The 13,300-nt window shown below is 57.1% G+C and carries 11 protein-coding genes and 4 pseudogenes; 7 read left to right on the top strand and 8 right to left on the bottom strand.

Annotation, left to right across the window (positions count from 1 at the left end; genetic code table 11):
• Positions 1-359, top strand: a pseudogene (locus HCU76_RS17210) (transposase); the annotation flags it as partial.
• Between the two features lie 338 nt (positions 360-697).
• Here the strand turns inward: HCU76_RS17210 and HCU76_RS17215 are convergent.
• The 8 genes and pseudogenes from HCU76_RS17215 to HCU76_RS17245 form a co-directional block, all read right to left on the bottom strand.
• A complete protein-coding gene (locus tag HCU76_RS17215; protein WP_218510120.1) occupies positions 698-2,704 on the bottom strand; it encodes a hypothetical protein in 2,007 nt (668 codons plus the stop codon).
• Positions 2,705-3,133: 429 nt separating this feature from the next.
• Positions 3,134-3,700, bottom strand: a pseudogene (locus tag HCU76_RS17220) (IS21 family transposase); the annotation flags it as partial.
• A pseudogene (locus HCU76_RS17225) lies at positions 3,675-4,118 on the bottom strand (transposase); the annotation flags it as partial. The pseudogenes HCU76_RS17225 and HCU76_RS17220, both read right to left, overlap by 26 nt.
• A 143-nt stretch (positions 4,119-4,261) precedes the next feature.
• A pseudogene (locus tag HCU76_RS37220) lies at positions 4,262-4,489 on the bottom strand (IS66 family transposase); the annotation flags it as partial.
• On the bottom strand, positions 4,462-4,725 hold the full coding sequence (locus HCU76_RS37225) for a hypothetical protein (RefSeq protein WP_371319854.1): 264 nt from the start codon (positions 4,723-4,725) through the stop codon (positions 4,462-4,464). The gene HCU76_RS37225 and the pseudogene HCU76_RS37220, both read right to left, overlap by 28 nt.
• Before the next feature lie 68 nt (positions 4,726-4,793).
• On the bottom strand, positions 4,794-5,126 hold the full coding sequence (tnpB, locus tag HCU76_RS17235; protein WP_218510121.1) for an IS66 family insertion sequence element accessory protein TnpB: 333 nt from the start codon (positions 5,124-5,126) through the stop codon (positions 4,794-4,796).
• A 4-nt stretch (positions 5,127-5,130) separates the two neighbouring features.
• Complete coding sequence (locus tag HCU76_RS17240) at positions 5,131-5,574, bottom strand: transposase (protein WP_256354250.1); 444 nt, start codon at positions 5,572-5,574, stop codon at positions 5,131-5,133.
• 216 nt (positions 5,575-5,790) lie between these two features.
• Positions 5,791-6,945, bottom strand: a complete 1,155-nt coding sequence (locus HCU76_RS17245) for a glycosyltransferase family 4 protein (protein WP_218510123.1) — start codon at positions 6,943-6,945, stop codon at positions 5,791-5,793.
• 101 nt (positions 6,946-7,046) lie between these two features.
• Between HCU76_RS17245 and HCU76_RS17250 the strand changes: the two genes are divergently transcribed.
• The 6 genes from HCU76_RS17250 (at position 7,047) to HCU76_RS17275 (ending at position 13,233) form a co-directional block, all read left to right on the top strand.
• Entirely contained in the window at positions 7,047-7,604 is a 558-nt protein-coding gene (locus HCU76_RS17250; protein ID WP_218510124.1) for an NAD-dependent epimerase/dehydratase family protein, read from the top strand.
• Positions 7,605-7,649: 45 nt separating this feature from the next.
• Positions 7,650-7,994, top strand: coding sequence for a hypothetical protein (locus HCU76_RS17255; RefSeq protein ID WP_218510125.1), 345 nt, complete (start codon positions 7,650-7,652; stop codon positions 7,992-7,994).
• A gap of 12 nt (positions 7,995-8,006) precedes the next feature.
• A complete protein-coding gene (locus HCU76_RS17260; protein WP_218510126.1) occupies positions 8,007-9,980 on the top strand; it encodes a glycosyltransferase in 1,974 nt (657 codons plus the stop codon).
• Between the two features lie 44 nt (positions 9,981-10,024).
• Entirely contained in the window at positions 10,025-11,029 is a 1,005-nt protein-coding gene (locus HCU76_RS17265; RefSeq protein WP_218510127.1) for an FkbM family methyltransferase, read from the top strand.
• Between the two features lie 114 nt (positions 11,030-11,143).
• Complete coding sequence (locus HCU76_RS17270) at positions 11,144-11,821, top strand: methyltransferase domain-containing protein (protein WP_218510128.1); 678 nt, start codon at positions 11,144-11,146, stop codon at positions 11,819-11,821.
• A 176-nt stretch (positions 11,822-11,997) separates the two neighbouring features.
• Positions 11,998-13,233: a class I SAM-dependent methyltransferase gene (locus tag HCU76_RS17275; RefSeq protein ID WP_218510129.1), complete on the top strand. Its 1,236-nt coding sequence runs from the start codon at positions 11,998-12,000 to the stop codon at positions 13,231-13,233.
• The last annotated feature ends 67 nt before the right edge of the window (positions 13,234-13,300 follow it).

The raw sequence follows: 13,300 nt of genomic DNA on the forward strand, positions 1-13,300 counted from the left end.
CCAGAGGCTACCCGCTGGCCGTTCGCACCGACAACGGCCCGGAGTTCACCAGCCGAGCCTTCATGGGTTGGGCGCAGACCCATGGCATCTGCCATATCCTGATCGAGCCGGGCCGGCCCATGTAGAACGGCTACATCGAGAGCTTCAACGGCAAGTTCCGCGACGAGTGCCTGAACGAGCAGTGGTTCGAGACGCTGCAGCAAGCCAGATCGGCGATCAAGCTCTGGCGCCAGGACTACAACGAGGTCAGACCGCACAGCAGTTGCCAGCGAATGCCGCCGGCAAAGTTTGCCGAGCTGCATCGCCAGCGCGCTGGCGATGCAGCTCGAACCATCTCAACGACCACCGAGATCAATTAATTTTGCAAACCCGGACTTCCTCGTTATGAATGGCATGGCATGAGGGGGCAGGTCAAAGGCGCAAGCCCGTGGCGTCAACGCGAACTTGGCTCGCCGCTGGGTTCTTCAGGCCGAGCGACGTGGTGGCGGCGCGTTGACGCCATGGGCCATCGACACCGCAGCGATTGACTGTCTGCCAAGTCGTTGATTTCATTGACTTTTGCGAAAAGCCAACAGACATACTTTTACTACTCCTCACGCTGGGCGCCGTGCTGCCGTGCAAAGCGCACCTGTTTGCGTCAGGTCCGCACCCAGGTTTTGAATGAAGAGCTACGCGTCCTTCCGTCCTCTCTTGCACGTCATCGTGCGGAAATCTCGATCTTAGAAAAAAGGAGCAATCGCTCCGGATCGGCGGCGTGGGGGATTTGCGCAGCGAGAGTCAGGCAGTATTTCCCTGCTTTTGGCGTGTACGTGATGGATACATCCGAGAACTGGCCTGGGCTTAACGTTACGCTTGCGAGCTTTTCCCCATCGTGGTCCGATACATCTAGGCTAGCTGCCGTGTAAGCGAGAACTCGCATGTCAATGCGATGTGCAACGCGTGGACTGTCCAGCATACAAAGCATGGCTGGGTTCTTGTTCATCCAACGAACTCGCGGAAGCGCCCATTTTGGATAAGGCCCTTCTTCTTCAAGAAAGCCCTGCAAGGTGAAGATCCCATCAACCATTACCGTGCTTCGATTCGCGTCAAGCAACGGTACGTTCGCGAAGACAAAGTACTGCGAATTTTGGGTCGGTGCAGTTATTGGCTTGAAGCGCGGGTTGGCAACCACCCAAGCCAGCATGTCGCTTTGGATGGAGTCGTTCGGCAGCCAATGATAGTATTCGGCACTCGCCGTATTAGGAAGCACCACATAGCTGGAATTCTCAGCAGAAGATTTTGCTAGGACGAAATCAGCAGAGAGTTGGCTAGATGCATTAATCGGGAACCCTTGCTTTATTGCGAGCCACTTCAAAGTATTGGCGTTAACTGGGCCTTCAAAGGGCAGAAAGACCGTTGGAGACTCGGTTGCCGAGCGGGGGCCAACGTGCTGGCTCTCGTACTCGCGAATAAGGCCGATAAGTTTCTGGTTCCAGCTCGTGCCGCGAGTGGATTTCGGGGGGGTGAAGATAGATTCCAGCGTGCCATTAAACCAGATCGTTAGGACCAAGGCTGCAGTGGCACTTGCCAGCAACCATAGCTTTCCTGTGCACTTCAGCCGCTGGCTCAGAGCCGCCATGGCAAAAACCGCCGCTAGCAATAGGATCCAAGCAAATGAAGCGGTGAAGAGTTCGTTCTTGTGTCGTCCGATGACGATGACGACCAGTGACACGAAGGCCATGGTGATCATGGAACCCACTCTGACCGCGTCTTCCTTGGCGTCATTCCGTAGCAGCAAGACCCCGCAAATTACCAGCGCAACCACTGCGAATATAAAGTGATAGCCAAGCAGGCGCCGAAATGTGAAATCACGGAGAAATATCGTCAGCAGATCGTGGATTGACAAGTCCCGGGAAAAAGACCAAATCCCAGATTGTCCACCGCGCGTGTTGTCCCAAAAGTAGCTAAATATTTGAGACCCGTGGATTGCAAAATAAGACGCTGAGACGAGGAAGCCCAGTCCAAGGAACCATGCTAGACCCGTCGCAACCAGCTTGCCTCGAAGGATTCGTTCGTTCCGGCCGAAAAATTGGATCGCCAAAGCCAAGCCGACCAGAGATAGCGCGATGGCCATCGTGTGGGCAAAGAAAGTAGGCTTTATCAAGAGACATGCGCCGAGCGCGAAGCCGGCTCTCCGGAATAGTACCCGCTCACCTAGAATCAGACCGCCAACAAACCACCAGGTCATTACTGCCGTCGCGAATCCTAACGCAATGTCCGGCCTAAAGTCGTGAATGGTGCGATAGGCAAGTGGCGATAGCAGAACGATGCAGAGAGCAAGCAGTAGAACACTTCGCCCGGCATTCTTAAGTTCATACGTAACAAAGGTCGCAACGCCTAGCAGGACTAACGCGTTCGACGAGTACATCGCGAATTCGCTCAGCCCCCCGATTGCAAAGGCACAAACTGCCAGAAGAGTCGAAAAAGGGCTATGGGGAGGGTCGGCGGCAAAAGTTGCGAGGAAGGCGAACAGCCCGTGCTCACTCCCGATCAAGAGGCGGTTGGCTGCGTCATTTGCATACGACACATCGTCGTATGCGAGGTCGGCTGCTAGGCGTCCATTGAGTTGGCTAACACGCAGATAAATGACCGCCAATAGCACCGCAATCACCGCGGCAAATAATTGACGCAGCCGATGCTCGTGTTCCGCTGCTTGCGCTGGCATGTATCGTTAGACCTTTGCTATGGACAGAGAGAAAGGACTCAGCAACCCGCGCAATGCGAGCGTTCTTGTTTGCCAAGGTCGCAGGCGAAATCTTATCGCGACGTCCCCTCAAGGACTCCGACCCAACCATGATGCCGTCTGCCGTCTGCCGTCTGCCGTCTGCCGTCTGCCGTCTGCCGTCTGCCGTCTGCCGTCTGCCGCCCACGGGCAAAGTGCGTATTCCGGCGAACGTGGCCGACGATTCCGCTTGATTGACCGGTCGTCATGCGTGCTGAGTTGTCCGTTCGGATTGTAGAGGCGGTGGTCACGATGGGTCTGTGCTCTCTTCCTTTTGGATGGTGTTTGTGACCTGCCCCCTTCCGCCATGCCATTCATAACGAGGAAGTCCGGGGTTGCAAAATTAATTGATCTCGTTGGTCGTTCCAACTGCTCGGCCAGGTTGTTGAAGGCGGCCGACAGGCTGTCGGTTCGATGTTCCTCGGGTACGCCGCCCAAGCGCCACAGCGCCGATTGCAGTCCGGTGGACAGCGCGATGAAGCTCTCGCCACCCTCGAATACGACGGCGTGGCGCCAGCCCGAGTGGGCGAGCGCGAACTGGTAGGTCCGATGCGGGAAGGCCACGCCAGCGATGACCACCTCGAGCTCGTCGCAGACGGTGAAGTCCGACAGCCCGAGACGACCCGGCGGATGCTCCTGTGCGAAGAAGACTTCGCGCTCGGGCCCGAGCACGGCGCGCCACTGGCGCACGCGGCGCTGCAGTGTGCGCAGGATCGACGTGCCGTAGTCACCGGGATAGCGGCGCTGCAGTTCCTCCAGCAGCGTCACCGCGTTGAATGCGCCGTCGGTCTCGAGCAACGGGACGATCTCGCTGTCCCATACCGGCGCCAGAGTATCTGCGCGGGCGCGCCATGCTCGCTCCTCACGCTGAGAGGGCAACGCCTCCCGCTGTTCAATGCGCCGCGCGCTGCGTTCACTGATGCCGGCTTTGGCGGCTGAGCGGCCAAGCTAATTGTCGCCAACCAGTGACGAATTGTTTGGGTTCGCCAGTTTGCAACTCATAGCCGGCAATCGTCCAACGAAACGGCTGGGCGATTCGTTACGCTGGGCGAAGAATTCCTGCGTGCGCTGACGCAGATGAGCGACCGAGCGATGGCTGGCGTGGCGCAGCACGCGACGCGCATAGATGCCGAACAGCAGTTCGATTTGGTTGACCCAACTGGCATGCAGAGGGGTGAAATGAAAGACGAAGCGCTTGTCATGGCGCACGTTGAAGTCCTTCCACACGCCTTACGCACGATGGGTGTTGAGGTTGTCCCATATGACATGCACGCGGCTACGTGCGCGCGACCTCTTCCATGAAGTCAACCAGTTCATCCTGGGTGCGCCGAACGGCAGATGGTCCATGAAATTGGCCACCAGCACCTGCGCCAGCAACCCCGCCGTCGGGATCCCCTTGTCGATGACGTGCGCGGGCACCGGCGCCTGCACCAGCTTCAGGCAGCAGCGGCATACCCATTTGCCGCGCACATGCCGCTCAACCGTGAACACGCCCGGCTGGTAGTCCAGCTTCTCGGCCACATCCTCGCCAATGCGCTGCATCGCCTGCCCGCAGCCGCAGTTCGTGTCGGCCGGCTCGTGCGGCACGTCGCGGCGCGGCAGGTGTGGTGGCAATGGGGCACGCTTGGGGCTCTTCTTGTCGGCCTTGCCCTTGTCATCCCCGTCGCCGCGCTGCTGCTCGATCTCTCGACTCAGTTCGCTCAGGTCCGCGTCCAGCGTCTCTTCCAACAGGCTCTTCTGCTCGGGCGACAGGTGCTGGCGAAGCGCTCGCTCGTGGCGGCGAACTTCAACCGCTTGAGCACCGCCATCTCATGCGTGAGCTTATCGATCAGCGCCTGCTTGAAGGCGATCTCGTGATCACGCTGCCGGAGCTGCGCGTCGCGGGCGGCCAGCTCGGCCATCAGCGACAGCATCGCCTGCCGCGTCTGCGGGTCCAAGGCGTCGAGTTGCTGCGCACCGATCATGGAGCGTTATCGTGCCGCAGCGCCGCGCCCGGCGCATCGGCACATACGGCAATTGCCAGCGGCCGTGTTCAGATCACTCTGATGATCCCGGCATCGCCCAGCCGCTGCCACGGCAGGCCGAGCACCAGCGCGTTGAACTGCGTGCGCGTCAGTTGCAGTGTGGTGGCCGTGTCGGCGGGCCAGACGAACTTGCCGGCGTTGAGCCGCCGCGCGGCCAGCCACACGCCGATGCCGTCGTGCACCAACACCTTCATGCGGTTGGCGCGTCGGTTGGTGAAGAGGTAGGCATGGTTGGGATGTGCAGCGCCGAAGACGCCGACCACGCGAGCCAACGCGGCTTCAGTGCCCAGGCGCATGTCCAGAGGTTGCACGGCCAGCCACACCGCATCGACGCGGATCAACCGATCAACCCAGCACCTCGCGCAGCCACGCGGCGCTGCGCTCATCCAGTGGCAGCCAGGCATGCACGGTGGTGCCGCTGCGGTGGATCTCCACTGTGACGTCGGCGGGCTGCTGCGTCGCCGCAGCGTTCATTGCCAACTGCACCGGGCGAGCGTCAGGCGCGGGGGGAAGCTCGGGCTCGCGCATCGGCAACTGTACGAAGCTCGCCAGGGTCGGAGCAACGCTGGGTGCCACGATCTTCGGTGCATCACCGCCGGGCGCCGCCTCATGAACCCAGCGACGCAGCATGTTGGCGTTCAGGCCGTTGGCCAGCGCCACGGCAGCCACCGAGGTGCCCGGCTGCCGCGCCAGCTCGATCACCCGCGCCTTGAATTCCGCGGAATGTCGCCGCCAACTGCGCCTGGCCGCAGCGGCTACGTCTTCGGGTCCGATCTCAGAAGTGTCCATATGTCCACGCATTTGTTCGTGGACACAAGCATTCTCGTCCGGCTATGTCAATTCAATGTGACTTTGCCGGACGCATACCGACAAACCCTGAAGCGTGTAAATCTATTTGCGGGATGATGATCTAGTTGCGCGCGCGCTGCTCCAGCCCGGCTTCGGCCGAACCCAGCCACGAGACGATGCCGGGAGCAAATGGGAATGCTTACTGCTCACCGCGCACTATGCGCCCCGGATCATGCGCCGTACCCGCCGAGTTAGTCTCAGCAGAGGATGCCACACTGGCCGGGTCGCGCGGAGCAGGGCATAGCGACCCGTCAACGCCCGCAGCGACGAGCCCAGTGTCTCCGCCGCCAGAACCGGCGCGGACGGATTCGTCGCAGCTGGCGCGGCAAACACGTGCTGATATTTGCCTACGTAGAAGCGCTCGCTGGGCGTCAGGATAAAGTCCACGATTCCATCTTCCGCCGCCAGCCATTGCGCATGACCCGCCACCACGCTGTCGCGGGCGCAACGCCCCAGGCGCTTGACTCTGGAAAAATCCAGCGGGCGCGGATTGTGATGCTCGTAAAGCAGCCCGTTCACCCCGTGCAGGATGTACTCGTTCATGGTCCCCTGGTTGGGCGCCACCACGCACTTGCCTCGCGCCATCGCCTCCAGGAATGACTGGCCGATGCCTTCCTCCAGGCGCGGCGCGAAATACACATTGGCACGTTCCACCAGCGCTGTGAGTTCCCGTCGGTCCTCGAACCAGGTCGAGGTGGTGATGCGGTGCCGGGCCATGTCGGCCGCCGGCGGCAACCGGGGTTCTGGCGCGCCGGGGTCTCCCGCGAGGTGGAGATGAAAACTGTCGAAACGGCTGCCCCCGATCAACTGACGCAGTAGCGCCCAGTTGATCTGGTCTTCGCAGCGCAGCCAGAAAAAACCGTGTAGGCCGCGGGCCGGCGGGGAAGGCGCCACTGGCTCTGCGGGTTGATAGAAACGCGCCCAATGGCTCGCGACGCCGTAGCTGGTGGTCAGGCCGTGCAGGGTGCTGGAGAAGTTCAGCACTTTCGAGCCCTGGAACGGAGCCCAGAAGCCCGTCAGATTGAACACGGGTCCCCGCGAGATCGCGAAATTATCCAGCATCGGAATGAAGACCACGTTCGGATGCAGCAGCCGGAAAGCCTCGCCACCTGGAAGCGGGCAGTACGACTGGAACATGATGATCACGTCGTGATGTCGCACGCTTGCCCACTCCACGGACGGCCCGCCCTGCCAGGCCTCGTCCCAGAAGTCCTGCACCTCCTGCCCGTGCCGCCGCAGGATGTCGCGCAGAAAGTGGGTGGATCGGGTGGTGCGGTGGTAAGAGTGATCGACGTAAGCGATTCGAGGCATGCGCTACTTTTCGCGAAACTCTGAATTCTATGAGACCGTCCAGCCCATCTCCTGGCCAGTTCATCCTGTTCGCTTACGAGTGCCTGCTGGAGCGTGGCCCGATGGCGCACGAAGTCGCAGGCTGGGACTGGCAACTGAGCCGCGCCGAGAGAATTCATCGGAGCGAACTGGTGCGGCAACTCTTCAACCAGCATGCGGCCAAAACGCTGGCGGATTCAAGGCAGCCGCGCCGGAACGATCCTAGCGGCATTCATTGGATGGGCACCGACCGCCACATCACCGTCACCGAGTGGCAGACCAAGGCTGCTGAGATCGGAGCCCGATTACCTCGTTCACCTGGCCGGCTTTGCCTTTGTGGGTCACGCACACGAAGAAGCGTTTTGCTCCGTCAACGTGCTGGGCACGACCCATCTCCTCGCAACGCCCTGGTGCAGTTGACGAGACCCTCGGCCATGACCTTGCTCGTGATCAGTGCCAACGTGTACGGCAACTGTGCACAATCGCCTGATCCAGTGAGTCAACCGCTCGCGCCGGACAATCACTACGCGACGAGCAAGATGGCCATGAAGTATATGGCCCGGAGCTATATGGACCGTCTTCGGCTGGTGATCGCCCGAACATTCAACTACATGGGGGCGGGTCAGAGGGAGGACTCGTGATCCCCAAACTGGCCCGAAACATCGTCCAGCGCGCCATGGGTGGCCTTGGGCAACCTGCAAGTAGAATGCCAATTCAACGATGTCCGGAGCGTCTGCCCGGCCTATCTGTTTCTGCTCAAACAGGGTGCGGCTGGTGAAATCTATAACGATTGCTCGGGCAGCATGCACAGCTTGCAGGAAATCATCTCGGCCTTCGAGCGCATCACCGGTCGCAGCATCGACGTGCGTGTCGACCCCGATCTTGTTCGCCCGAGCGAGGTCTATCAATTGTGCGGAGATCCACGCAAGGTCAAAGACCTCATGGCCAGCGTCGGACTGCCCAGGATTTTACCGACACTACAAGAGACGCTGGAAAGCGTCCTGGCCGGCGACCGGCACAATAAATACTGAAAATAAATCGTCATGCTAATTTCCGTCATTACGCCATCCTTCAACAGTAGTGATTTCATTGAGCGCGCCATAAAAAGCGTCATGGAACAGGATTACCCTCATTGGGAGCACATCATCATCGATGGTGCCTCAAACGATGGCACGTTGGAGGTTTTGAACAAATACCCCCACCTTTCCTGGATTTCGGAGTCTGACAACGGACAGGCGGATGCCATGAACAAGGGGTTCACCCGCTCCAAAGGCGAAATTGTCGTTTACTTGAATGCAGACGACTATTTTTTTGCCGGCGCTTTTTCCGCCATCATTGCAAAATTCAAGGAGGGAGTAGATTTTGTAGTCGGCAATATTTTAATAAAAAGCGAACGCATGGGGGTAGAATTCCTAAACACTCCGCGCATCACTTTGGAAGGCATGCTTCGACATTGGGAGCCGAACTCATTTTGCCATAATCCCGTCGGCTATTTTTATCGCAGAGAGGTGCAGAAATCCTGCCCTTTCAATTCGAATAATTATGCCACGATGGATCTTGAGTTCTTGCTGGATGCCGCAGCCCTTTATTCGTTCAGCAAAGTGGAGTACACGCTCGGATGCTTCATGGACGGTTTAAAAACAAAAACCCATCAGACGCAGACTCAGCATAATTACTGGCAGCCAGCGACTTTTCCCTACCTCGACAGGCATATCGCACATATGCCGCAAAACGCACGCGAACAGTATTTGGCGGAAAGGCGAGCCGGTTATGCTGCAAAGCAGGCAGAGTCAAACTTCAGAAATCGACAAGAAGGAATCGTCCTGCCGCAGCCTTCTGAAAGAGCAAGCATCAGTGTCATTATTCCTGCTTTCAATTGCCAGGATTACATTGGTCGAGCGATTGATTCGGTATTAAAACAGCATTATTCTCGGCTTGAAATCCTGGTCGTCGATGATGCCTCCCCTGACGACGTGGGCCGCTTGGTCCAGCAACGGTATGGCCACGACTCCCGGGTGAAGGTGCTCCGACACAGCGAGAATAAAAAACTGGGCGCCGCACGCAACACAGGATTGAAAAATGCGCTTGGGGATTATGTATTTTTCCTCGATGCCGATGACTGGCTTGCGCCCGGAGGACTACGGGCGCTGCTGGCGCTTGCAGAGCAATACAGCGCGGATATCGCTGCCTGCGGCGTTCAGAAGGCTTATTCAAATGGCGCGACGGAACTCTATCATGCATTTTCCTTTGCCTGCCGAGGCGGAAGGGAAGCCTTGTGGTATCTTGCCGATTATTACATCGGCACGATCGTCTGGAACAAACTGTATCGAAGACAGTTTTTGACAGAAAACAAGTTGCTTTTCATCGAAGATTACTATCACGAAGATGTCATCTTCTCGATGCGGGCAACTGCGCTATGTAAGAACTACATATCGACCGATGAAATCGGCATTAATTATTTCCACAACGAAAAGTCGATCACGCGCTCCACTCCCGCCGCATTGCATCTAGCATCCTATTTGCGTATATGGCCTGATATTGACAAATTTTCCGACGAATTTGGACTGAAAGGCGACGAGGATGGCAGTTCCCTCACACGGGAACTCTTTCACAAGCACGCTTCTTTCGATATGGCGCCAAAATTGAGGCGCTATCTTGATGCAACCCCGAAAAACAACCGTCTCGATCATATTCAGAATGCGTCCGCCAGAGTTTTTCCCATGCACAAGGAAATGGCGGGAGATATCCTCGAATGCATTTTTTCCCAGATTCTCAAAAAAGAGAATGATTTCATCAGTCTTGAGAAAAAATTCATGGAGGTCGAAGAAAAATTGAACAACGCACTCTCCAAGAATGCCGCCATTTTCAGTGAATTGACAAAAATAAAATCTCTCGCAACGAGTCTCACGAAATCACGAGCCATTAACGCAATCTCTTTCATCTCCCCCCGAGCTCAAAAAAATGCTCTTGAAATACTAAAAGATTTAGAGATCTTGAGTTACAAGTTTCATGACTAGAACTTGAGTCCAAGGCGAGACCATTGAACCGGAGATCCATCGGAATGCTACCTATTGAACAGCGTCTGCAGCACATCAGGGACCTTGCCAGACTAGGCGTGGTGACCTATGACTTCGAATCGATTCTCGAGCGGCACTACCGCCGCTGGGTCTTGCCCGGAGCAACAGTCATCGATATAGGTGCACACGCGGGTCGCCACCTGATTCCCCTTCTGGAATGCATCGGACCCAACGGTACAGCCATCGGCTTTGAGCCAATTCCCAGTGTCTTCGAGAACCTAAGGGAGAAGCTCAAGGGCAGCGGAGCGATCCTGGTCAATGCCGCCCTCAGCGACGCCCCCGCCGGCACAGCTGATTTCGTATTCGCGCAAGGTGCTCCAGAAGAAAGCGGCCTTCGGCAGCGGATTTACCAAGTGCCGGAAACGGTCTTGACGGCGACGACCATCCAAGTCCGCGTCGAGTCTCTTGACAACTTTGCACGCGACCTCAGTCGTCTGGACTACGTGAAGATCGATATCGAGGGAGGCGAAATCGGGTGCTTGACCGGGGCACGCGAAACCATCGCTCGCTTCAGGCCAGTCATATCTGTGGAATATGGTTCCCCTGCATACAGCGTCTATGGGCACACCAAGCAGACCCTGTTCGATCTCGCACGGTCGTATGGTTATGTCCTGTACGACATCTTCCTTAATTGCCTAGAGACACTGGAAGATTGGCTTGCCGCATGCGACACGACGTGCTGGGATTACCTAATGGTCCCCGTCGAGCGAAAGGGAGAGTTCGACACTCGCATGCTTCAACCAGCACCGCGCCTAGAGGCGCTCATTGAGCAGAACCTAGCAATGGAGCAAAAAGCCGCAACAGAACTGCGAGCGAAAGTTGCTGAACTACAGGCTCGGACAGCTTTCTTGGAAGAGCGGGACGCACGAGCCGCCGAGTTGGAGAAGCACAACGCCGCGCTTCTGCGCTCGAGGTCGTGGAGGATTACAGCCCCTCTGCGGGCAATCTCACGTATCGCCAAGCGACGGGGATCCCCCAGAGGCCCTTAGACCACTGGCGATCATTGGTACAGGGGAGAGCATCGTCGAACCGAATGAAAGGGTGGAATATAAGGGTGGAACAAAGAAATATCTCTCCCCGCCCTCCTCTGTAGAATCCGCTCTATGTGGGTCCCGCCTGCCAGCGCCATTGTCACTGGGCTCGATCATATCTCGGAAGAAATAATCAGCGGAGAGTACAATTTACGTGTCATGCGCGCTGATGCCCTGAGGCTCACCAATATATTCGAACCGAATCAATTTGATGTTGTATATGGTCTATCCGTCATAGAACATATACCAACTCCAAAAGTTTTCCTTGATCAAGTCTATTCCGTGCTCAAACCCGGGGGACTAGCGTATTTTGAGGGTGATCCAATTTGGTCCTCTCCCAAAGGTCATCATTTGTGGGTAGCCACTTGGGGCGGGCCTTATAAAAACAGGACTTCAGCCAATTATTTGTTCAGCAAATGGGCAGGTGCGGCATCAACAAATCCGCTTCCTGATTGGTCCCACCTCCTTATGACCCCTGATCAGATGAAGGAATATTTGGCGGAAAAATCAATACCGACCAAGGATATCGACTGCATCATCGACTGGGTCTTTCACTCCAACGAAGTGAACAGAATCGATATGACAAAAATTGCCAAAGCCTATACCAACTCCGGACTGATAGTGCTTGAGGCAAATTCTGTCAGGGTTGACGTCCCCGACACTACATTGGCAGAGCTGAGGAGACGATATCGGGATGGCATTGACTATGGCATTAACGGAGTAACCTACGTCTTGGCCAAACCCGCATAGCTGCCAACGATTCACCTTTTTCATTAAAGGAACAATGACCTCCTACGCCAATACAAACGACTATCAGCGCCTCTACTCGCTAGCCTATTTGGCCAAAGCTGCCGGCGCAAGCAGCCTAACACCGAACTCTTTTTCAAAGGCGATACTCGCCTTTTGTGCCGCCAGAGGCGTGCGCCATGGTGGATGGCAGTGGCAGCGGTGCATTGGCCGTGTTGTTGCGTGGCGCCGGCATCCATGTGATCACATGCGACTTCGAACCGGTGAGTGACGATGGGATCCACTTCGATCTCTCGGGATCGTCGGAAGAGGCTGCCAAGGTTTTTCATGCAGTCCAGCTCCAAACGGAGGGTGAGCCGTGGCTGGTCACCTGCCTCGACGTTCTCGAGCACATGGACATCGAGGACGTCTATGCGGCAACCAGGAATCTTCGAACGGTATGCCGCGACAAGGGACTTCTGATCGCATCGATCTCGACGAGGCCCAGCAGCGCAGACAACAAGTTTCACGCGACCATCCTGCCCAAGCCAACATGGCTGGAGATTCTCAGGACAGTCGGCTTTGCTGTTGACGAGGAAAGCATTTTCGACAGCGCCCGAGCCGTGAGACGGGAGTTCCCGGATGTCGACGGCCTCAAGCTCCTTTCGTACTGGGCCAAGTGCGACCTTTTCCGCGACATCGGCCACGGGGAGCCTCACTATGTTCTGCTTTCTGCCACCGACGTGGAAACGGATGCCGAGTATGCCCGGCGCGAGCATGTGGAATCACTGCTCGACATCAGGTACAGAAGGGCCAAGCGGGAGCAATTCGACGTGGCGTTCGGTGCAGTTATCGATCTCAGCGGCCCGATGCCAAGGATCGGGCTGAATATTCAGGCCACCCAGGAATTCAACCTCTATCATCCTTTGCTGGATGTATTGCCGCGCAAGGCGGTCGTGGTGCTGGTTCGGGTTCCTGTCTTCGACTTCGATCCGGACGCGCTCGCGCTGATGCGAGGATTCTTTGCACGGTGCGGTGTGCAGGCTATCTTCCACGGGCAGTGCCACCAGATCAGCTGGCAAGAACTCGGGTTGAAGTTGCTGTTGACGGGGGTTGAGTCAAACGTCAACAAATGGCACGTGTTGGGGCGTCAAGTCATCGAGGCGGCAAAGCTCCACGGCGTTCACACGATCCAGATGCAACACGGCATCCGGATCGTGCAATTTCCGCATCGGCTGATCGACTTCGGTTCGGAGAGATCTGGGCATGGAGCAACTTCTACGAACGACATAGAGCGGGCAAGCCTGGCGGATGCGCCCAAAAACGATGTCCTGCTGCATCCGGCAAGCCCTCATTGGGACTGCAGACCAATAGCGTCAGGGCCGCCACTCGTTGCCGCTTTGAGTTCGTTGTGCGAGAACCTCCCACAGAGTTAGAGTTTCTTGCACAAGATCCGAAAATTGATGTCAATTGCTATGCCCGCTCCAATATCCACATCTATCC

Source organism: Variovorax sp. dw_308, assembly GCF_019207085.1.
GTDB lineage: Bacteria > Pseudomonadota > Gammaproteobacteria > Burkholderiales > Burkholderiaceae_C > Variovorax.